This window comes from Streptomyces achromogenes (assembly GCF_030816715.1).
Classification (GTDB): Bacteria; Actinomycetota; Actinomycetes; order Streptomycetales; family Streptomycetaceae; genus Streptomyces; species Streptomyces achromogenes_A.
This window is the reverse complement of sequence record NZ_JAUSYH010000001.1, coordinates 2,459,476-2,479,633: the sequence shown is the minus strand read 5'-3', so window position 1 is coordinate 2,479,633 and position 20,158 is coordinate 2,459,476. Positions and strand designations below refer to the sequence as shown.

Below are 20,158 nucleotides of genomic sequence, written 5' to 3'. Positions count from 1 at the left end.
GCTGCGCCGCGTACAGCGGAGCGGCAGATGGCCGGTAGCCGTACCGGGCGGCCGCCCGTCCAGCGAACCGTCCGCAGACCGGCCGGCGCCTCCCGGCCGCGCCGCGACAACCCCGTACGGCGGCTCCACGCGCGCGTGCAGAAGGCCTGGGACCGGCCGCTCACGGCCTACTACCTGATCTTCGGCGGCAGCCTGCTGATCACCGTGCTGGGCCTCGTGATGGTCTACTCGGCCTCCCAGATCACCGCGCTGCAGATGTCGCTGCCCGGTTCGTTCTTCTTCCGCAAGCAGTTCCTGGCCGCCTCCATCGGGGCCGTGCTGCTGCTGGTCGCGTCCCGCATGCCGGTGAAGCTGCACCGCGCCCTCGCCTACCCGATCCTCGCGGGTGCCGTCTTCATGATGGCGCTGGTGCAGGTCCCCGGGATAGGGATGTCGGTCAACGGCAACCAGAACTGGATCTCGCTGGGCGGCTCCTTCCAGATCCAGCCCAGCGAGTTCGGCAAACTCGCGCTCGTGCTGTGGGGCGCCGACCTGCTCGCGCGCAAACAGGACAAGAGGCTGCTCAGCCAGTGGAAGCACATGCTGGTGCCGCTCGTGCCGGTCGCCTTCATGCTGCTCGGGCTGATCATGCTGGGCGGCGACATGGGCACGGCGATCATCCTCACGGCGATCCTCTTCGGCCTGTTGTGGCTGGCGGGTGCGCCCACACGGCTGTTCGTCGGCGTGCTGTCGATCGCCGCCACGCTCGGCGTGATCCTCATCAGGACCAGCCCCAACCGCATGGCCCGGCTGCAGTGCATCGGCGCGACCGATCCCGGCCCCGGCGACGCCTGCTGGCAGGCCGTGCACGGCATCTACGCCCTGGCCTCCGGCGGGATCTTCGGCTCGGGGCTCGGGGCGAGTGTGGAGAAATGGGGACAACTCCCCGAAGCGCACACCGACTTCATCTTCGCTGTCACCGGAGAGGAACTCGGTCTCGCGGGGACGCTGTCGGTGCTCGCCCTGTTCGCGGCTCTAGGCTATGCGGGTATCCGCGTGGCCGGACGCACGGAGGACCCCTTCGTGAGGTATGCCGCGGGAGGCGTGACCACCTGGATCACCGCTCAGGCAGTGATCAACATCGGTGCGGTGCTCGGTCTGCTGCCGATCGCCGGCGTGCCCCTCCCGCTGTTCTCCTACGGGGGCTCCGCCCTGCTGCCGACCATGTTCGCCATCGGGCTGCTGATCGCCTTCGCACGCGACGAGCCCGCTGCGCGGGCGGCGCTTGCGATGCGGCCCCGCCGCTTTGGTAGAAAGCGGGGGGCGGGGGGCTCCGCGTTCGCACGGAGTCCCCGGAGATGGAACACGATGCGACGGCGTGCCTCGGCGGCGCGCCCGTCCGGAGAGCGGTGAATTTCGGTGCATGTCGTACTCGCTGGTGGGGGGACCGCCGGCCACATCGAGCCCGCGCTCGCCCTCGCGGACGCCCTCCGCAGGCAGGACCCCGGTGTGGGGATCACGGCCCTGGGCACGGAGCGCGGCCTGGAGACCACGCTCGTTCCGCAGCGGGGCTACGAGCTCGCGCTGATCCCCGCCGTGCCGCTGCCGCGCAAGCCCACCCCCGAACTGATCACCGTCCCGGGCCGGCTGCGCGGCACGATCAAGGCGGCCGAGCAGATCCTGGAGCGCACCCGGGCGGACGCCGTCGTCGGCTTCGGCGGTTACGTGGCCCTGCCCGGCTACCTCGCGGCCAAGCGCCTCGGTGTGCCGATCATCGTCCACGAGGCCAACGCCCGCCCCGGCCTGGCCAACAAGATCGGCTCGCGCTACGCGGCCCGGGTGGCCGTCTCCACGCCCGACAGCAAGCTGCGCGACGCCCGCTACATCGGCATCCCGCTGCGCCGCTCCATCGCCACGCTGGACCGCGCCGCCGCCCGTCCCGAGGCCCGGCACATGTTCGGCCTCGACCCCAACCTGCCGACCCTGCTGGTCTCCGGCGGCTCGCAGGGCGCCCGCCGCCTGAACGAGGTGGTCCAGCAGGTCGCGCCCTGGCTGCAGCAGGCCGGCATCCAGATCCTGCACGCGGTCGGCCCGAAGAACGAACTGCCGCAGGTGCAGCAGATGCCGGGGATGCCCCCGTACATCCCGGTACCGTACGTGGACCGGATGGATCTCGCGTACGCCGCCGCCGACATGATGCTCTGCCGGGCGGGCGCGATGACCGTCGCCGAGCTCTCCGCCGTCGGGCTCCCGGCCGCCTACGTCCCGCTGCCCATCGGCAACGGCGAACAGCGGCTGAACGCCCAGCCGCTGGTGAAGGCGGGCGGCGGTCTGCTGGTCGACGACGCGGAACTGACCCCCGAGTGGGTGCGGGAGACGGTCCTGCCCGTGCTCGCCGATCCGCACCGGCTGTACGAGATGTCCCGGGCCGCCAGCGAGTTCGGCCGCCGGGACGCCGACGAACTGCTCGTCGGCATGGTGTACGAGGCGATCGCCGCCTCCCGTGCACACCGATAGGCACGATGGACGAAAGGGCAGGGGAGCGTGGCCGGATCCGCCACCGCCGAGCGCGGTGCACGCCAGCAGGAGTCGTCCGGTCCGCCCCTTGTCCGGCGGTTGGGGCCACGCCGGCTTCGTATGATCATCACTCTCGTGCTGGCCGTCTCCCTCCTCGGTGCGGGCGCCGTCTGGGTGTTGTACGGCTCGCAGTGGCTGCGGGTGAGGGAGGTCACCGTCACCGGCACCGCCGTACTGACCCCGCAACAGGTGAGCGAGGTCGCCGCCGTGACCGTCGGAACGCCGCTCGTCTCGGTCGACACCGACGCGGTCGAGGCGAGACTCCGCAAGGAATTGCCCCGGATCGACTCGGTTGAGACGGTCCGTTCCTGGCCGCACGGAATCAGTGTGAAAGTGGTCGAGCGAACGCCGGTTCTCCTGGTCCGAAAAGGGGCGAGCTTCGTGGAAGTGGACGACGAGGGCGTCCGTTTCGCCACGGTTTCCGAGGCCCCGAAAGGCATCCCGTTGCTGGAGATGTCGGCCTCCTCCTCGCGATCGGCGGCGGCGAGTCTGCGCCGATTCGGAGAGACCCGGCTGACGCGGGAGGCGGTCCGGGCGGCCGGCTCGCTGCCGCCCGCCGTCGCCCGCGAGACACGGCTGGTCAAGGTCCGCTCCTACGACGACATCGCACTGCGGCTGACCGACGGCCGCACGGTGGCCTGGGGCAGCGCCGAGAACGGCGCCGCCAAGGGCCGCGCACTCACCGCTCTCATGAAAGCCGCCCCGGCCGCGCGGCACTTCGACGTCAGCGCTCCCACCGCCCCTGCGTCATCGGGGAGTTGACGCACATCCGCGCAGGCCAGCACCCTGGTTGGGCAGCGACATGGCTGATCACATAGGGTGAAAAGAAAAACGGGAGGTTCGGCGTGTTCGTTGAACGGGCGCCACTTGTCGACTTAGTGTCCTGTTCAGAAGACTTCAAGGAACGGACACACTGGTAACCCTAAACTTCAGCGTTAGGGTTCGGGTCGGCGAAACGGACCGTCCCATTCGGCATCAGTCGTCGGATCGCATCACCTGTGACGCGACGACACGTAACTCGAGGCGAGAGGCCTTCGACGTGGCAGCACCGCAGAACTACCTCGCAGTCATCAAAGTCATCGGTGTCGGCGGCGGTGGTGTCAATGCCATCAACCGGATGATCGAGGTCGGTCTCAAGGGCGTCGAGTTCATCGCCATCAACACGGACGCGCAGGCGCTGTTGATGAGCGACGCCGACGTCAAACTCGACGTCGGCCGCGAACTGACCCGCGGACTCGGCGCCGGCGCCAACCCGGCCGTGGGCCGCAAGGCCGCCGAGGACCACCGCGAGGAGATCGAGGAGGTCCTCAAGGGGGCCGACATGGTCTTCGTGACGGCCGGAGAGGGCGGCGGCACCGGTACCGGCGGCGCGCCGGTCGTGGCCAACATCGCCCGTTCCCTGGGCGCCCTCACCATCGGCGTGGTCACCCGCCCGTTCACCTTCGAGGGCCGGCGCCGCGCCAACCAGGCCGAGGACGGCATCGCCGAACTCCGCGAAGAGGTCGACACCCTCATCGTCATCCCCAACGACCGGCTGCTGTCCATCTCGGACCGCCAGGTCTCGGTCCTCGACGCCTTCAAGTCGGCCGACCAGGTCCTGCTCTCCGGCGTTCAGGGCATCACCGACCTGATCACCACCCCCGGTCTGATCAACCTCGACTTCGCCGACGTGAAGTCGGTCATGTCCGAGGCCGGTTCGGCCCTCATGGGCATCGGCTCGGCCCGCGGCGACGACCGCGCGGTGGCCGCCGCCGAGATGGCGATCTCCTCGCCGCTTCTGGAGGCCTCCATCGACGGCGCCCGGGGCGTCCTGCTCTCCATCTCCGGCGGCTCCGACCTCGGTCTGTTCGAGATCAACGAGGCCGCCCAGCTGGTCAGCGAGGCCGCCCACCCCGAGGCCAACATCATCTTCGGCGCGGTCATCGACGACGCCCTCGGCGACGAGGTCAGGGTCACCGTGATCGCGGCCGGCTTCGACGGCGGACAGCCGCCGGCCCGCCGGGAGACCGTCATGGGGTCGTCCTCGGCCCGGCGCGACGAGCCCACTCCGGTACGGCAGCCCGAGAGCCGCCCGTCCTTCGGCTCGCTCGGCAGCGTGACCCCGAAGGAGGAGCCGGAGCCGGCGCCCGAGCCGGTGGCCGACCTCCCGTCGTCCCCGCCGGTGCCGCCGTCGCGGACCTACTCGGACAGCGCGGCCGAGGAGCTGGACGTGCCGGACTTCCTGAAGTGATAGGACAGCGCGAGAGCGTGAGCGGCGCGCACTTCGCCTTCACCGACCGGTGGGGCGGGGTGAGCGCCGTTCCGTATGAGCAGCTCAACCTCGGCGGAGCGGTCGGCGACGAATCCGGCGCCGTGCTCGCCAACCGTGAGCTCGCCGCAACCTCGCTCGGTCTCGACCCGGGCCGGGTCGTCTGGATGAACCAGGTGCACGGCGCCGACGTCGCCGAGGTCGACGGGCCGTGGACCACCCGGCCCGTCCCCGAGGTGGACGGCCTGGTCACCGCCACCCGCGGGCTGGCCCTCGCCGTGCTGACCGCGGACTGCGTGCCGGTCCTGCTGGCCGACCCGGTCGCGGGCGTCGTCGCCGCCGCTCACGCCGGAAGACCAGGGATGGTCAAGGGGATCGTGCCCGCCGCGGTCGACGCGATGACGTCGCTCGGCGCCGACCCCGCCCGGATCGTCGCCCGCACCGGACCCGCCGTGTGCGGGCGGTGCTACGAGGTGCCGGAGGCGATGCGCGCCGAGGTCGCCGCCGTCGAACCGGCGGCGCACGCCGAGACCGGCTGGGGCACTCCCGCCGTCGACGTGACCGCCGGGGTGCACGCACAGCTCGACCGGCTCGGCGTGCGTGACCGGGTGGGGTCGCCCGTGTGCACACGGGAGTCGAAAGACCATTTCTCATACCGCCGCGATCGCACCACGGGGCGACTCGCGGGATATGTCTGGCTGGACTGATGGGACATGACGGGCCGTAGGGACGAACTCGCCGCGAATCTGGCGAAAGTGGAGGAGCGCATCGCCGCCGCGTGCGCGACCGCCGGGCGGGGGCGGGACGAGGTGACCCTGATCGTGGTCACCAAGACCTACCCGGCGAGCGACGTGCGCATCCTGTCCGGGCTCGGCGTGCGCCACGTCGCCGAGAACAAGGACCAGGACGCGGCGCCGAAGGCGGCCGAGTGCTCCGACCTGCCGCTCAGCTGGCACTTCGTCGGGCAGTTGCAGACCAACAAAACGCGCTCGGTGGTCGGTTACGCGGATGTGGTGCAGTCCGTCGACCGCGCCAGGCTGGTGACGTCGCTGTCGAAGGAGGCGGTGCGGGCGGGGCGCGAGGTGGGCTGCCTCATCCAGGTCGCCCTCGACGCCGGGGTGAGCGAGCGGGGCGAACGGGGCGGCGTGGCCCCGGGCGGCGTCGCGGAGTTGGCCGACCGGGTGGCCGGCTCGCCGGGGCTGCGCCTCGACGGACTGATGACGGTCGCCCCCCTGACCGGGGAGTTCGCGGGACGCCAACGAGCGGCCTTCGGGCGGTTGATGGATTTGTCGACTGACCTGCGCCGAGCTCATCCGACTGCGAACATGGTGTCCGCGGGGATGAGCGCGGATCTCGAGGAGGCCGTGGCGGCCGGAGCGACACATGTACGCGTCGGCACTGCGGTACTCGGAGTCCGCCCCAGGCTCGGGTAACGTCGCCAGGAAGTCGGACCACAGCAGAAAATATGGTCATTACCGCCGAAAGGCGGCCATAAGGGCCACGTGGATCGAGGGACTTGGCAGTAGGAAGTCGATCCACCACAGAGCGGAGGACTCAGAGCATGGCCGGCGCGATGCGCAAGATGGCGGTCTACCTCGGCCTCGTGGAGGACGATGGGTACGACGGCCGGGGATTCGACCCCGACGACGACTTCGAACCCGAGCTCGACCCGGAGCCCGAGCGGGACCACCGGCGACATGAGTCGGCGCACCAGCCCCACGGGGCACATCAGTCCCAAAGGGACGAAGAGGTGCGAATCGTACAGCCGCCCGCCCCGCGTGAGCCGGTGGCGCGATCCTCTTCGCTCCCCGCGGAATCCGGACGTCCGGCGCGCATCGCGCCCGTGGCGTCCATCACACAAGAACGTCAGTCCCTGGAGAAGAACGCACCGGTGATCATGCCCAAGGTCGTGTCGGAACGAGAGCCGTACCGGATCACCACGCTTCACCCTCGGACCTACAACGAGGCCCGTACCATCGGGGAACACTTCCGTGAGGGCACCCCGGTGATCATGAATCTGACTGAGATGGATGACACAGACGCGAAGCGACTTGTCGACTTTGCGGCCGGTTTGGTGTTTGGTCTTCACGGCAGCATCGAGCGGGTGACGCAGAAGGTGTTCCTGTTGTCGCCTGCTAACGTCGATGTCACGGCGGAGGACAAGGCCCGCATCGCAGAAGGCGGGTTCTTCAACCAGAGCTGAGACGTAAGACCGGTAGAAGCAGTACAAAGCAGTACAGAGCAGCACGGAAACAGGGGAGAGGGAAGCACCGAACATGAGCGTGGTCCTGGATGTCGTCTACATCGCGCTGATGGTGTTCCTCATCGTGCTCATCTTCCGGCTGGTCATGGACTACGTCTTCCAGTTCGCCCGCTCATGGCAGCCCGGCAAGGCGATGGTGGTCGTTCTGGAGGCCACCTACACTGTCACCGATCCACCGCTCAAGCTTCTGCGGCGGGTAATCCCGCCGTTGCGTCTCGGGGGCGTGGCGCTCGACCTGTCCTTCTTCGTACTGATGATCATCGTTTACATCCTGATCTCGATCGTGAGCAAGCTGTGAGCGATGTGAACTACCGTCTTGCCGATGCCGACGACTACGTTGAGGTGAAGAGATGCCGTTGACCCCCGAGGACGTGCGGAACAAGCAGTTCACGACCGTCCGCCTCCGAGAAGGCTATGACGAGGACGAGGTCGATGCCTTCCTCGATGAGGTCGAAGCCGAACTGACCCGCCTGCTCCGTGAGAACGAGGACCTGCGGGCCAAGCTGGCCGCGGCCACGCGCGCTGCTGCCCAGAACCAGCAGAACATGCGCAAACCTCCGGAACAGGATCAGCAGCAGGGCGGCATGCCCCAGCAGGGCGGCATGCAGCAGGGCGGTATGCAGCAGCAAGGCATGCCGCAGCAGGGGATGCCCCCGCAGGGAATGCCGCAGCAGGGCATGCGAGGTCCGGGCGGACCGGTGCCCGCCGGCATATCGGGCCCGCCGCAGCAGCAGATGGGTGGCCCCATGGGTGGCCCGCCCCAGCTGCCGAGCGGTGCCCCGCAGCTGCCCGCCGGTCCCGGCGGTCAGGGCGGCCCCCAGGGTCCCGGCCAGATGGGCCAGGGCATGGGTCCCGGCCCCATGGGTCAGGGTCCGATGGGCCAGGGCCCCATGGGTCAGGGCCCGATGGGTGGCCAGCCCATGCAGCAGCAGATGGGTGGTCCGATGGGCGGCCCCATGGGCGGTCCGATGGGCGGCCCCGGTCAGGGCCCCGGTGGCGACAGTGCCGCCCGTGTCCTCTCGCTGGCCCAGCAGACCGCCGACCAGGCGATCGCCGAGGCCCGTTCCGAGGCCAACAAGATCGTCGGCGAGGCCCGCAGCCGCGCCGAGGGTCTCGAGCGGGACGCCCGTGCCAAGGCGGACGCCCTGGAGCGGGACGCGCAGGAGAAGCACCGCGTCGCGATGGGCTCCCTGGAGTCCGCCCGCGCCACGCTGGAGCGCAAGGTCGAGGACCTGCGTGGCTTCGAGCGCGAGTACCGCACGCGTCTGAAGTCGTACCTCGAGTCCCAGCTGCGCCAGCTGGAGACCCAGGCGGACGACTCCCTCGCGCCGCCGCGTACTCCGGCCACGGCCTCCCTGCCGCCGTCCCCGGCGCCCTCCATGGCTCCGGCCGGCGCGAGCGCCCCGTCCTACGGCGGCAACCCGGGCATGGGCGCGCCGAGCCCGGCTGCCCCGTCCTACGGCGGTCAGCAGCAGATGTCTCCGGCGATGACTCAGCCGATGGCTCCGGTACGTCCGCAGGGTCCCTCCCCGATGGGCCAGGCTCCCTCGCCGATGCGTGGCTTCCTCATCGACGAGGACGACAACTGACGGCCAGTAGTACGCCTTAGGCGTCGGCAGCGTTCAAAGGGCGGGCCCCGGATTCGATCCGGGGCCCGCCCTTTTTACGCGTGTTGACAGCGATCACTGTGCTGTCGGGGGGAGGGGCGGCACGGACGCGACCGACGCGGGGACGGCGGAGACCGGGCGGGGGGCGTTCACGAGGACCGGCGCGGGCCGCCGCAGGGTGCCGTGCGGGCGCGTGCGGGCGCGTGCGGGCGTGCGGGCGCGCGGGTGCCGGTGGGGCGGTGACAGGGCAGGGCAAGGGCAAGGGCCCGGTTCCCTGGGGGATGCCGTTGGGAGCCGGGCCCTTGTGGTGGTCGGCCCTCGTGGAGCCGGGCCGTTACGCCTTGCGCAGGCGGAACGTCAGCGTCAGGGCCTCGTCCGTGAACGGGGCGCCGTAGGTGTCGTCCGCCTCACCCCGGGCGAAGTCCGTGGCGAGGACCTCGTCGGCGATCAGGCCGGCGTGGCCGTCCAGGGCGTCGACGGTTCCCGGGTCGGTCGCCGTCCAGCGGAGCGCGATGCGGTCGGCGACGTCCAGGCCGCTGTTCTTGCGGGCCTCCTGGATCAGACGGATGGCGTCACGGGCCAGGCCCGCGCGGCGCAGCTCCTCGGTGATCTCCAGGTCGAGCGCGACGGTGGCGCCGGAGTCGGAGGCCACCGACCAGCCCTCGCGCGGGGTCTCCGTGATGATCACCTCGTCGGGGGCCAGGGTGACGGTCTCGCCGTCGATCTCGACCGATGCCGTGCCCTCGCGCAGGGCGAGGGAGAGCGCGGCCGCGTCGGCGTTCGCGACGGCCTTGGCCACGTCCTGGACACGCTTGCCGAACCGCTTGCCCAGGGCGCGGAAGTTCGCCTTGGCGGTGGTGTCGACCAGAGAGCCGCCGACCTCGGAGAGGGACGCCAGGGACTCGACGTTCAGCTCCTCGGTGATCTGCGCGTGCAGCGCGGGGGAGAGCGCGTCGAACCCGGCGGCCGCGATCAGCGCGCGGCGGAGCGGCTGGCGGGTCTTGACGCCCGACTCGGCGCGCGTGGCGCGGCCCAGCTCCACCAGGCGGCGGACGAGGACCATCTGCTTCGACAGCTCCGGGTCGATCGCCGAGAGGTCCGGCTCCGGCCAGGCCGACAGGTGCACGGACTCCGGGGCGCCCGGGGTGACGGGGGCGACCAGGTCCTGCCAGACCCGCTCGGTGATGAACGGGGTCAGCGGGGCCATCAGCTTGGTGACCGTCTCGACGACCTCGTGCAGGGTGCGCAGCGCCGCCTTGTCGCCCTGCCAGAAGCGTCGGCGGGACCGGCGGACGTACCAGTTGGACAGGTCGTCGACGAACGCCGAGAGGAGCTTGCCGGCGCGCTGGGTGTCGTAGGCCTCCAGCGACTGCGTCACCTGGTCGGTGAGGGCGTGGAGTTCGGACAGCAGCCACCTGTCCAGGACCGGGCGGTCGGCCGGGGCCGGATCGGCCTCGCTCGGCGCCCAGCCGGACGTACGGGCGTACAGCGCCTGGAAGGCGACCGTGTTCCAGTACGTCAGGAGGGTCTTGCGGACGACCTCCTGGATGGTGCCGTGGCCCACCCGGCGGGCCGCCCAGGGGGAGCCGCCGGCCGCCATGAACCAGCGGACCGCGTCGGCGCCGTGCTGGTCCATCAGCGGGATCGGCTGCAGGATGTTGCCCAGGTGCTTGGACATCTTGCGGCCGTCCTCGGCGAGGATGTGCCCGAGGCAGACGACGTTCTCGTACGACGACTTGTCGAAGACCAGGGTGCCGATCGCCATCAGTGTGTAGAACCAGCCGCGGGTCTGGTCGATGGCCTCGGAGATGAACTGCGCCGGGTAGCGTGCCTCGAACAGGTCCTTGTTCTTGTACGGGTAGCCCCACTGCGCGAACGGCATCGAACCGGAGTCGTACCAGGCGTCGATGACCTCGGGCACGCGCGTGGCCGTCTTCGCGCACTGGGGGCACGCGAAGGTGACGTCGTCGATGAACGGGCGGTGCGGGTCCAGCCCGGACTGGTCGGAACCGGTCAGCCCGGTGAGTTCCGCGCGGGAGCCGACGACGGTGAGGTGGTCGTCCTCGCAGCGCCAGATCGGCAGCGGGGTGCCCCAGTAGCGGTTGCGGGACAGCGCCCAGTCGATGTTGTTGTTCAGCCAGTCCCCGTACCGGCCGTGCTTGACCGTGTCCGGGAACCAGTTGGTGTTCTCGTTCTCCTGGAGGAGGCGGTCCTTGACGGCCGTGGTGCGGATGTACCAGGACGGCTGTGCGTAGTAGAGCAGCGCGGTGTGGCAGCGCCAGCAGTGCGGGTAGCTGTGCTCGTACGGGATGTGCCGGAAGAGGAGGCCGCGCTGCCGGAGGTCCTCGGTGAGCCGTTCGTCCGCCTTCTTGAAGAAGACGCCGCCGACCATCGGGACGGACTCCTCGAAGGTGCCGTCCGGGCGGACGGGGTTCACCACCGGAAGGCCGTAGGAGCGGCAGACCTTGAGGTCGTCCTCACCGAAGGCGGGCGACTGGTGGACCAGTCCCGTGCCGTCCTCGGTGGTGACGTACTCGGCGTTCACCACGTAGTGGGCGGGCTCCGGGAACTCCACCAGCTCGAACGGACGTTGATAGGTCCAGCGCTCCATTTCGGCGCCGGTGAAGGTCTCGCCGGTGGTCTCCCAGCCCTCGCCGAGCGCCTTGGCGAGCAGCGGCTCGGCCACCACGACCTTCTCCTCGCCGTCGGTCGCCACGACGTAGGCGACCTCGGGGTGCGCGGCCACGGCCGTGTTGGAGACCAGCGTCCAGGGGGTCGTCGTCCACACCAGGAGGGCGGCCTCGCCGGCGAGCGGACCGGAGGTGAGCGGGAAACGGACGTACACGGAAGGGTCGACGACCGTCTCGTAGCCCTGGGCCAGCTCGTGGTCGGAGAGGCCGGTGCCGCAGCGGGGGCACCAGGGGGCGACGCGGTGGTCCTGGACCAGCAGACCCTTGTTGAAGATCTCCTTCAGCGACCACCAGACCGACTCGATGTACTCGGGGTCCATCGTGACGTAGGCGTCGTCGAGGTCGACCCAGTAGCCCATGCGGGTCGTCAGGTCGGAGAAGGCGTCGGTGTGGCGGAGCACGGACTCCCGGCACCTGGCGTTGAACTCGGCGATGCCGTAGGCCTCGATGTCCTGCTTGCCGCTGAAGCCGAGCTCCTTCTCGACCGCCAGCTCCACCGGCAGGCCGTGGCAGTCCCAGCCGGCCTTGCGGGCCACGTGGTAGCCGCGCATGGTGCGGAAGCGGGGGAAGACGTCCTTGAAGACGCGCGCCTCGATGTGGTGGGCGCCCGGCATGCCGTTGGCGGTGGGCGGGCCCTCGTAGAACACCCACTCGGGGCGGCCCTCGGACTGCTCCAGGCTCTTGGCGAAGATCTTCCGCTCGCGCCAGAACTCGAGCACCGCGTGCTCGAGGGCGGGCAGGTCGACCTGGGCGGGCACCTGACGGTACTGCGGCGTTGTCATCTGCGAGCTTCCTCCGGCGGACGTACTGCCTTCCGTCGGAGGGACGAGAGCCTTCTAGCCTGTGGACGCCGTGTGCGGCGCGCTCCCGCGGTACCACCCTCCTTGGCCCTCCGGTGCGCCCTGCGCGCCGGCGAGCCCCCTCATTGGGGTCGCGATGCCGGTTCTACCGACCCTGCGGGGGCCTTCTTCCGGCGGCTCCGGGGTGATCTTCACGTCGCGCTCGCCCCCGGGCTCCCACCGTCCCCGGGTCGCTCTGGGCTGCGTACGCCGCTACTCGTCCCCATCCACGCTTTTCGCTCCGCCCAGTGTACGGCTCCCCGGCGACGGCGGCCGACCGCTTTTCGGGGCCTCCGGGCGCGGCACGCGGACCGGTCCGGGTTGCCCCGAATGGTCGCCGGGCGCGACACCGCGCGTGTTCGCGTGCCGGGACGCCCGGTGCGGCGGATTACCCGGCGGGGAGCTGGGCACAACCGATGCAGGCCCCCCGCGTGGCGTGCGCGAGGCGGGCGAATCGGGCGGTGTGCCCCGTTGCCGCGGGCTCCAAGTCGATTTATCGTCCCAGCACGATTTGCGTGCAAGATCACAAAATGTGAAGGGGCCGCGGCCATGGTGGCGAAGAAGACCGCCGTACAGCAGCCGGCGTCCGGAACGTCCACGGACGCCCCCGGCGGCGCGGCCGAGGACGGGAAGGCCGTGACGGCGGTGAAGTCCGTGCGGCCGTCGGCTGCCGCGGGGACGAAGAAGCGGAACGCGAAGGCGGCGGCCGGGAAGACGGCGGCGACGAAGCCGGGCGCCGTCCCGAAGAACACCGCCACCGGGGACGCCGCGGCCCGGGAGACCGCCGGGAAGCAGGTGGCCGTGGAGGAGACGGCCGGGAAGGCGGCCGCGAAGCGGACGACCGCCGGGAAGACCGCCTCGAAGAGAGCCGCCGCGCCGAAGACGGCAGCGGGGAAGGCCACCGCCAAGAAGGCGACGGCCAGGAAGGCGACCGGCGCGAAGAGCGTGGCCGCGACGAGCGCGGGCAGGAAGAACACGGCCAAGAAGGTGGGCGCGGCCTCGGCCGCGGAGCAGACGGGAGCCACGACTGTGGTTGCGAAGAAGACTCCGGGTACGGCCACGGCGGCGAAGACCGCCGTCCCCAAGGCACGCCTCGCCGCGGCGGAGCCGGGCGAACTGGCGGTACGCCCCGGCGAGGAGCCGTGGACGCCGCAGGAGGTCGAGGAGGCCCGCACGGAGCTCGACTCCGAGCAGGCGCGGCTGCGAGCGGAGCTGGCCGCGTCCGAGGCGGCCCTGACGGGGCTGATGCGGGACTCGGGGGACGGCGCCGGCGACGACCAGGCCGACACCGGCACCAAGAACATCACGCGCGAGCACGAACTGGCTCTGGCCGCCAACGCGCGCGAGATGCTGATCCAGACCGAGCACGCTCTGGAGCGGCTGGACGCCGGCACCTACGGGCTGTGCGAGAACTGCGGCAACGCCATCGGGAAGGCCCGGATGCAGGCCTTTCCGAGGGCCACGCTGTGCGTCGAGTGCAAGCAGAAGCAGGAGCGGCGGTACTGATCACCTGGCAGGCGGGGGGCGTGCCGTACCCTCGTCCTCAGTCAGGTACCTAGGTTGAGGGACTCACGTGGCAGAGGCGGAGCGCGTCATCGGTACGCCGGACACCCCAGAGGCGGGGTCCGAGCCGGAGCAGTCGTCCGGCCCGGGCGGGCAGGAGAGCGCCGGGGCGCGGCCCAGGGGCAAGCGCCGCATCGCCGTGCTCTTCGCCGTCGCCGCTTTCGCGTACGCACTCGACCTGGTCAGCAAGATGATCGTGGTCGCCAAGCTGGAGCACCACGCGCCGATCGACATCGTCGGGGACTGGCTGCGGTTCGAGGCCATCCGCAACGCGGGCGCGGCCTTCGGCTTCGGCGAGGCCTTCACCATCATCTTCACGGTGATCGCCACGGCGGTGATCGTGGTGATCGCCCGGCTCGCGCGCAAGCTGTACAGCCTGCCCTGGGCGATCGCGCTCGGACTGCTGCTGGGCGGCGCGCTGGGCAACCTCACCGACCGGATCTTCCGGGCGCCCGGCGTCTTCGAGGGCGCGGTCGTGGACTTCATCGCGCCGAAGCACTTCGCGGTCTTCAACCTCGCCGACTCGGCGATCGTGTGCGGCGGCATCCTGATCGTCCTGCTGTCCTTCAAGGGACTCGACCCGGACGGGACCGTCCACAAGGACTGAATCGGGGACCGGGTCGGCCGCCGGTCGTCCACAGGCCCGTACGGCGGTGTCGTGGCCGTCCTGCATACTCGACGGGTGAGCACGATTCCCGAGATCCGTACCCTGCCCGTGCCGGACGGCCTGGAGGGCGAGCGCGTCGACGCCGCCATCTCCCGCATGTTCGGCTTCTCCCGTACGAAGGCCGCCGAGCTGGCCGCGGCGGGGAAGGTCACGGTCGACGGCTCGGTGGTCGGCAAGTCCGAGCGGGTCAGCGGCGGGGCCTGGCTCGAGGTCGAGATGCCGCAGGCCCCGGCGCCCGTGCAGATCGTCGCCGAGCCCGTCGAAGGCATGGAGATCGTGCACGACGACGACGACGTGGTCGTGATCGTCAAGCCCGTCGGCGTGGCCGCGCACCCCTCGCCCGGCTGGAGCGGCCCCACCGTCATCGGCGGGCTGGCCGCGGCCGGCTACCGCATCTCCACCTCGGGCGCGGCCGAGCGCCAGGGCATCGTGCACCGGCTCGACGTCGGCACCTCCGGTCTGATGGTGGTCGCCAAGTCGGAGCGCGCCTACACCTCGCTCAAGCGCCAGTTCAAGGAGCGCACGGTCGACAAGCGCTACCACACGCTCGTCCAGGGCCACCCCGACCCGACCAGCGGCACGATCGACGCGCCCATCGGCCGCCATCCCCAGCACGACTACAAGTGGGCGGTCACCGCCGAGGGCAAGCCCTCCGTCACGCACTACGACCTGATCGAGGCCTTCCGCGCGGCCTCCCTGCTCGACGTGAAGCTGGAGACGGGCCGCACGCACCAGATCCGCGTGCACATGGCCGCCCACCGCCACCCCTGCGTCGGCGACCTGACGTACGGGGCCGACCCGACGCTCTCCAAGCGGCTGCACCTGACCCGGCAGTGGCTGCACGCCGTGCGGCTGGGCTTCGAGCACCCCGGCGACGGGCAGTGGGCCGAGTTCGCCAGCGACTACCCCGAGGACCTGCAGAAGGCCCTGGACCAGGTCCGCGAGGAGACCTACGGATGACCGGCACGCCCGCGTACACGGTGCGCGTCGCCGAGGACCTCGCCGACCGGGAGGCGTGCTTCGCGGTGCGCAAGGAGGTCTTCGTCGGCGAACAGGGCGTCCCCGAGGACCTGGAGTACGACGAGCACGACGCAGGCGCCGTGCACCTGCTCGCGGTCCGCGAGGACGGGGCCGCGCTCGGGACCGGGCGGCTGCTGTACGGCGAGGCGGCCGCGGCCAGGACCGGCGGGGACCTCTCGGTGGGCTCGCTCGGACGGCTCGCCGTGACGCGCGAGGCGCGCGGGCTGGGCGTCGGGGTCGCGCTGGTGCGGGCCGTCGAGGAGGCGGCACGCGCGCGGGGGCTCACGGCCGTGGACCTGCACGCACAGACGCAGGCGCTGGGTTTCTACGAGCGGCTGGGGTACACGGCCTACGGGCCGGAGGACCTGGAGGCGGGCATAGCCCACCGGTCCATGCGGCGTCCGCTGTAGCGGACGGCGGGCGTGCGACGCTGAAGGCCTGGATGCATTGATCGTCTAGACCCGGAGCGCTGACCGTGGACCAGTTGGCCCTGTTGTTCGTCCTGTTGCTCGGGGCTGTGGTGAGCGTCCCGGTCGGGGACCGGTTCGGACTGCCCGCGCCGGTGCTGATGACCCTGCTGGGGATCATCCTCGCGGTGCTCGACTTCGTGCCGAACGTGGAGATCCCGCCGGATCTGATCCTCCCCCTCCTGTTGCCGCCGCTGCTGTACGCGGCGGTTGCGCCGGACCTCGTGGCGGCAGTTCGCGGCGAACGTGCGGCCGATCTTCCTGCTCGCCGTGGCCCTGGTGTTCGTCACCACGGTCTGCGTGGCCGCCGTGGCCCACTCGATCGTGCCGGGCCTCCCGGTCGCCGCCGCGGTGGCGCTGGGGGCGCTGGTCGCGCCGCCCGACCCGGTGGCCGCGACCGCCGTGGCCGGACAGCTCGGGCTGCCCCGCCGGCTGGTCTCCATCCTGGAGGGCGAGGGGCTGTTCAACGACGTCACGGCCATCGTGCTGTACCACGTCGCGATCGCCGCGGCCGTGAGCGGGACGTTCTCCCCGTGGCGGGCCGGACTCGACCTCGTGCTGTCCGCGGTGGTCGCGGTGGCGGTGGGCGTCGCGCTCGGCTGGGGCGCGAACCGGCTGCTGGACGTCCTCGGCGACACGACGCTGCAGATCGGGCTGACGCTCCTGGTGCCGTACGCCTCCTACGTCCTGGCGGAGGAGTTCCACGGGTCCGGGGTGCTGGCGGTGCTGACCACCGCGCTGTTCCTCGCGGAGTACGCCACCGACCCCGACGACGTGCTGACCCGGCTGGCCGGCCACACCTTCTGGGACATCATCGACACGCTGGTCACGGGCGTCGCGTTCGGGCTGATCGGTCTGGAACTGCACAACGCGATCCGCACGGCGTCCGGACGGTGGGGGGAGATGCTGGGGTGGGCGGCGGTGATTGTGGCGGTGGTCGTCGTCGTACGGCTGCTGTGGCTGCTGCCGGCGACGTGGCTGACCCAACGGCTGCACGCCAGGAAGGACCACCTCGAGGACATCCCGACGAACTGGCGGGAGACCGTCGTCATGTGGTGGTCGGGGATGCGCGGGGTGGCCTCGGTGGCGCTGGCGCTGGCCGTCCCGCTGAAGACCGACGACGGCGGGCCCTTTCCCGACCGGGACGAGATCGTCTTCATCGCGTTCGGCGTGATCATGGCGACGCTGGTCCTCCAGGGGCTGACCCTGCCCTGGCTGGTGAAGCGGCTCGACGTCCAGGCGGACACCGACCGGGAGAAGGCGTTCGAGAAGGAACTGGCGGTACGCGCGGCCAAGGCGGCCAAGCAGCGGCTGCGGGAGATCGAGGCCGAGGAGGACCTGTCGGAGGAACTGTCCGAGCAGATGCTGCGACGGGCCTTCGACATCGGACTGCGGATCAGCCCGGACGTGGGCGAGGACGAGCGGCGGGAAGGCCACGATCAGCGGGTGCGCCGGCTGAAGCGGGTGCGCCGCATCCAGGGGGAGATGCTGAGCGCGGCACGGCACGAGGTGGTCGCGGCGCGCAGCGAACCGGGCGCCGACCCGGAGATCGTGGACCGCGTGCTGCGCCACCTGGACGTGCGCAGCCTCAAGTGAGGGCGGGGCCGGTCCTCGTCGGCCGGTCGTCGCACGGCGTACACGAGAGCTCCACGGCCTCTGTCGGCACGCCTCGTACGCTCGAATCCATGGCACGCAACGTAGTGATCAGTGGAGGCGGAACAGGAATCGGACTCGCGGCGGCGCAGCTCTTCGCGGCGGACGGGGACCGGGTGCTGCTGCTCGGACGACGGCCGCAGGTGCTGGACCGGGCCGGGGTGCCCGGAGCGCTCACCCACGCCGCAGATCTGAGTGATCCGGACCATGTGCGCGCAGTCGCCCGGTTCGTCGGGGCGGAGTTCGGCACAGTGGACGTGCTGGTCCACAGTGCCGGGGGCGCCGGGCATCTGGAGCCGCCGGGCGACAGCGACGATCCGCTCGACCGGGTCGCGTACCACTGGACGGTCAACTTCCGGAACAACACCCTCAGCGCGGCCCTGCTCACCGAGGCCCTGAAGGACCGGCTCGCCGCGCCGGGCGGGCGGGTGCTGTTCGTCAGCTCGATCGCCGCCTTCCGGGGATCGGGCAGCGGGGCGTACGGCGGCGCCAAGGCCGCGCTGCACCCCTATGCCCGCGATCTCGCGCGGGAGCTGGGGCCGCGGGGCGTCACCGCGAACGTCGTGGCCCCCGGGTACGTCGAGGACACCGAGTTCTTCGGCGAAGCCATCGAACCGGCGCGGCGCGAGCGGCTCGTCGGGGAGACCTTCACCGGGCGGGCCGGGACGCCCGGGGACATCGCCGCCACACTGCACTGGCTGGCGTCCCCGGGCGCCGGACACGTCACCTCGCAGGTCGTTCAGGTGAACGGGGGCGCCGAGCGGGGGAACTGAGGGTCAGTGGCCCGTTCGCGGCGTTTCGTGGACGCGGCGGGGCGCTCCGTCGGGTGAGGTGGACTGGCTCGGGAGACGCCCCGGCAGCAGCGCCGCGTCCGCCGTGTTGACCCGGGGGAGCGCGTACGGGTGCTCCTTCGACAGCCAGCGGATCATCTGCTCGCGGACCGCGACGCGCACCGTCCAGATGTCGTCGGCGTCCTTGGCCGTCACCAGGGCCCTCACCTGAATGGTGTTGGGCGTGGTGTCGGTGACGTCGAGACCGCAGGCACGGCCGTCCCAGGCGGGGCACTCGCGCAGGATGTCGCGCAGCTTCTCGCGCATCGCCTCCACCGGCGCCGCGTGGTCGACGTGCCAGTAGACGATGCCCGTCATCTGCGGGGTGCCGCGCGACCAGTTCTCGAAGGGCTTCGAGGTGAAGTAGGACACGGGCATCGTGATCCGGCGCTCGTCCCAGGTCCGCACGGTCAGGAAGGTCAGGGTGATCTCCTCGACCGTGCCCCATTCGCCGTCCACCACGACGGTGTCGCCGATGCGCACCATGTCGCCGAAGGCGATCTGCAGGCCGGCGAACATGTTGCTCAGCGTCGACTGGGCGGCGACACCGGCGACGATGCCGAGGATCCCGGCCGAGGCCAGCAGTGAGGCGCCCGCCGCGCGCATGGCGGGGAACGTCAGCAGCATCGAGGCCGCGGCGACCACGCCGACGACCGCCGAGACCACGCGCATGATGAGCGACACCTGGGTCCGCACCCGCCGGACCCGGGCCGCGTCGCGGTGCATGCGCGCATAACGCGAGTACGACGTCTCGACGACCGCCCCCGCGATGCGGATCACCAGCCAGGCCGCCGAACCGATCAGCACCAGGGTGAGGGACCGGCCGATGGCCACCTTGTGGTCGTCGAGCAGTTGCGCCTCGTCGTACGACCCTCTGAGCATCGCCGCGCACAGCACCAGCTGATAGGGGATGCGGCCGCGGCGCAGCAGACCCCACATCGGGGTCTCCGGGTGCCGTCGGTCGGCTTTGGACAGCAGGCGGTCGGTGGCCCAGCCGATGAGGACGGTCAGCATCACCGAGCCGCCCACCACGATCACGGGGCGGAGCAGGTTCTCCATGCCTTCGAACGTAACCGAGTCGGCGGGGTCCTGAACCTGTGACTTGTGTGAAGAGGCGCACGCAGGTGGCTGTCGGTGCGGGCTGGCACCATGGGCGCATGAACATCATGCTCTTTCACTCGACCTACGGTCCGCGGCCGGCGGTGCGCGCCGCGGCGGACCGGCTGCGTGCCGCCGGGCACGAGGTCCGGACGCCCGACCTCTTCGGGGGGCGCACGTTCGACACGGTCGAGGAGGGCATGGCGTACAACGAGGAGATCGGCAAGGACGAGCTGCTGAAGAGAGCCGTGCTGGCCGCCGCGCCCTACTCGGAGCGCGGGCTGGTGTACGCCGGGTTCTCGCTGGGCGCGTCGATCGCCCAGACCCTCGCCCTAGGCGACGACAAGGCGCGCGGCCTGCTCCTCCTGCACGGCACCTCGGACCTGGCGCCGAACGTCTCGGTGGACGACCTGCCGGTGCAGCTGCACGTCGCGGAGCCGGACCCGTTCGAGACCGACGACTGGCTGAGCGCCTGGTACCTCCAGATGGGCCGGGCCGGCGCCGACGTGGAGGTCTACCGGTACGCGGGCGCCGGGCACCTGTACACCGACCCCGGACTGCCCGACTACGACGAGGAGGCGGCCGAGGCCACCTGGCGGGTGGCGCTCGGGTTCCTCGAGACGCTGTAGAGGTCAACCGCGGCGGGACCGGCGCAGG

General features: G+C 71.0%; 17 protein-coding genes and 1 pseudogene. 16 read left to right on the top strand and 2 right to left on the bottom strand.

The features are described from left to right. Positions 1-27 precede the first annotated feature (27 nt). The 9 genes from ftsW to QF032_RS11175 all read left to right on the top strand — a co-directional run bounded on the left by ftsW (position 28) and on the right by QF032_RS11175 (position 8,656). Positions 28-1,392 carry a putative lipid II flippase FtsW gene (ftsW, locus tag QF032_RS11215; RefSeq protein WP_306953117.1) on the top strand — a complete coding sequence of 455 codons (1,365 nt, stop codon included), beginning with the start codon at positions 28-30 and terminating at the stop codon, positions 1,390-1,392. A gap of 6 nt (positions 1,393-1,398) precedes the next feature. After that, positions 1,399-2,496 carry an undecaprenyldiphospho-muramoylpentapeptide beta-N-acetylglucosaminyltransferase gene (gene murG / locus QF032_RS11210; protein WP_306953119.1) on the top strand — a complete coding sequence of 366 codons (1,098 nt, stop codon included), beginning with the start codon at positions 1,399-1,401 and terminating at the stop codon, positions 2,494-2,496. Positions 2,497-2,523: 27 nt separating this feature from the next. Then, a complete protein-coding gene (locus tag QF032_RS11205; RefSeq protein ID WP_307042010.1) occupies positions 2,524-3,318 on the top strand; it encodes a cell division protein FtsQ/DivIB in 795 nt (264 codons plus the stop codon). Positions 3,319-3,595: 277 nt separating this feature from the next. Further along, the gene (ftsZ, locus tag QF032_RS11200; protein ID WP_266727418.1) at positions 3,596-4,786 is read left to right on the top strand and encodes a cell division protein FtsZ; all 1,191 of its coding nucleotides are present in this window, start codon (positions 3,596-3,598) and stop codon (positions 4,784-4,786) included. Beyond that, on the top strand, positions 4,783-5,511 hold the full coding sequence (pgeF, locus tag QF032_RS11195; RefSeq protein ID WP_306953122.1) for a peptidoglycan editing factor PgeF: 729 nt from the start codon (positions 4,783-4,785) through the stop codon (positions 5,509-5,511). Before ftsZ ends, pgeF begins: the two co-directional genes overlap by 4 nt. Positions 5,512-5,517: 6 nt before the next feature. Beyond that, positions 5,518-6,237, top strand: a complete 720-nt coding sequence (locus QF032_RS11190) for a YggS family pyridoxal phosphate-dependent enzyme (protein WP_307055924.1) — start codon at positions 5,518-5,520, stop codon at positions 6,235-6,237. Positions 6,238-6,365: 128 nt separating this feature from the next. Beyond that, positions 6,366-7,007, top strand: a complete 642-nt coding sequence (locus tag QF032_RS11185; protein WP_307042005.1) for a cell division protein SepF — start codon at positions 6,366-6,368, stop codon at positions 7,005-7,007. Positions 7,008-7,080: 73 nt separating this feature from the next. Continuing rightward, on the top strand, positions 7,081-7,365 hold the full coding sequence (locus QF032_RS11180) for a YggT family protein (RefSeq protein ID WP_306953126.1): 285 nt from the start codon (positions 7,081-7,083) through the stop codon (positions 7,363-7,365). A gap of 52 nt (positions 7,366-7,417) precedes the next feature. Further along, positions 7,418-8,656: a DivIVA domain-containing protein gene (locus tag QF032_RS11175; protein ID WP_306953128.1), complete on the top strand. Its 1,239-nt coding sequence runs from the start codon at positions 7,418-7,420 to the stop codon at positions 8,654-8,656. Positions 8,657-9,008: 352 nt separating this feature from the next. Here the strand turns inward: QF032_RS11175 and ileS are convergent, their stop codons facing one another. Then, a complete protein-coding gene (gene ileS, locus QF032_RS11170; RefSeq protein WP_307042000.1) occupies positions 9,009-12,146 on the bottom strand; it encodes an isoleucine--tRNA ligase in 3,138 nt (1,045 codons plus the stop codon). Positions 12,147-12,752: 606 nt separating this feature from the next. Here ileS and QF032_RS11165 point away from each other — a divergent pair. The 6 genes and pseudogenes from QF032_RS11165 (at position 12,753) to QF032_RS11140 (ending at position 18,346) form a co-directional block, all read left to right on the top strand. Then, positions 12,753-13,709, top strand: coding sequence for a TraR/DksA family transcriptional regulator (locus tag QF032_RS11165; RefSeq protein ID WP_307055923.1), 957 nt, complete (start codon positions 12,753-12,755; stop codon positions 13,707-13,709). Between the two features lie 67 nt (positions 13,710-13,776). Continuing rightward, positions 13,777-14,373: a signal peptidase II gene (gene lspA, locus QF032_RS11160; protein ID WP_306953133.1), complete on the top strand. Its 597-nt coding sequence runs from the start codon at positions 13,777-13,779 to the stop codon at positions 14,371-14,373. Positions 14,374-14,448: 75 nt separating this feature from the next. Continuing rightward, the gene (locus QF032_RS11155; protein WP_107444471.1) at positions 14,449-15,393 is read left to right on the top strand and encodes an RluA family pseudouridine synthase; all 945 of its coding nucleotides are present in this window, start codon (positions 14,449-14,451) and stop codon (positions 15,391-15,393) included. After that, the gene (locus QF032_RS11150) at positions 15,390-15,863 is read left to right on the top strand and encodes a GNAT family N-acetyltransferase (RefSeq protein WP_306953136.1); all 474 of its coding nucleotides are present in this window, start codon (positions 15,390-15,392) and stop codon (positions 15,861-15,863) included. The genes QF032_RS11155 and QF032_RS11150 overlap by 4 nt, the downstream gene beginning before the upstream one ends. Before the next feature lie 65 nt (positions 15,864-15,928). Further along, positions 15,929-17,516: pseudogene (locus QF032_RS11145) on the top strand (Na+/H+ antiporter). 89 nt (positions 17,517-17,605) lie between these two features. Further along, complete coding sequence (locus QF032_RS11140) at positions 17,606-18,346, top strand: SDR family NAD(P)-dependent oxidoreductase (protein WP_307055922.1); 741 nt, start codon at positions 17,606-17,608, stop codon at positions 18,344-18,346. Between the two features lie 3 nt (positions 18,347-18,349). Here QF032_RS11140 and QF032_RS11135 read toward each other — a convergent pair whose 3' ends face one another. Further along, positions 18,350-19,462: a mechanosensitive ion channel family protein gene (locus QF032_RS11135; protein ID WP_307041986.1), complete on the bottom strand. Its 1,113-nt coding sequence runs from the start codon at positions 19,460-19,462 to the stop codon at positions 18,350-18,352. A 98-nt stretch (positions 19,463-19,560) separates the two neighbouring features. On the opposite strand from QF032_RS11135, the gene QF032_RS11130 reads away from it, so the two are divergent. After that, entirely contained in the window at positions 19,561-20,130 is a 570-nt protein-coding gene (locus tag QF032_RS11130) for a dienelactone hydrolase family protein (protein WP_307041984.1), read from the top strand. The last annotated feature ends 28 nt before the right edge of the window (positions 20,131-20,158 follow it).

Coding starts and splice junctions, on each gene's coding strand:
- ftsW (WP_306953117.1), top strand. CDS start 28: ATGGCCGGTAGCCGTACCGGGCGGCCGCCCGTCCAGCGAACCGTCCGC.
- QF032_RS11190 (WP_307055924.1), top strand. CDS start 5,518: ATGACGGGCCGTAGGGACGAACTCGCCGCGAATCTGGCGAAAGTGGAG.
- QF032_RS11185 (WP_307042005.1), top strand. CDS start 6,366: ATGGCCGGCGCGATGCGCAAGATGGCGGTCTACCTCGGCCTCGTGGAG.
- QF032_RS11180 (WP_306953126.1), top strand. CDS start 7,081: ATGAGCGTGGTCCTGGATGTCGTCTACATCGCGCTGATGGTGTTCCTC.
- QF032_RS11175 (WP_306953128.1), top strand. CDS start 7,418: ATGCCGTTGACCCCCGAGGACGTGCGGAACAAGCAGTTCACGACCGTC.
- ileS (WP_307042000.1), bottom strand. CDS start 12,146: ATGACAACGCCGCAGTACCGTCAGGTGCCCGCCCAGGTCGACCTGCCC.
- QF032_RS11165 (WP_307055923.1), top strand. CDS start 12,753: ATGGTGGCGAAGAAGACCGCCGTACAGCAGCCGGCGTCCGGAACGTCC.
- QF032_RS11150 (WP_306953136.1), top strand. CDS start 15,390: ATGACCGGCACGCCCGCGTACACGGTGCGCGTCGCCGAGGACCTCGCC.
- QF032_RS11140 (WP_307055922.1), top strand. CDS start 17,606: ATGGCACGCAACGTAGTGATCAGTGGAGGCGGAACAGGAATCGGACTC.
- QF032_RS11135 (WP_307041986.1), bottom strand. CDS start 19,462: ATGGAGAACCTGCTCCGCCCCGTGATCGTGGTGGGCGGCTCGGTGATG.
- QF032_RS11130 (WP_307041984.1), top strand. CDS start 19,561: ATGAACATCATGCTCTTTCACTCGACCTACGGTCCGCGGCCGGCGGTG.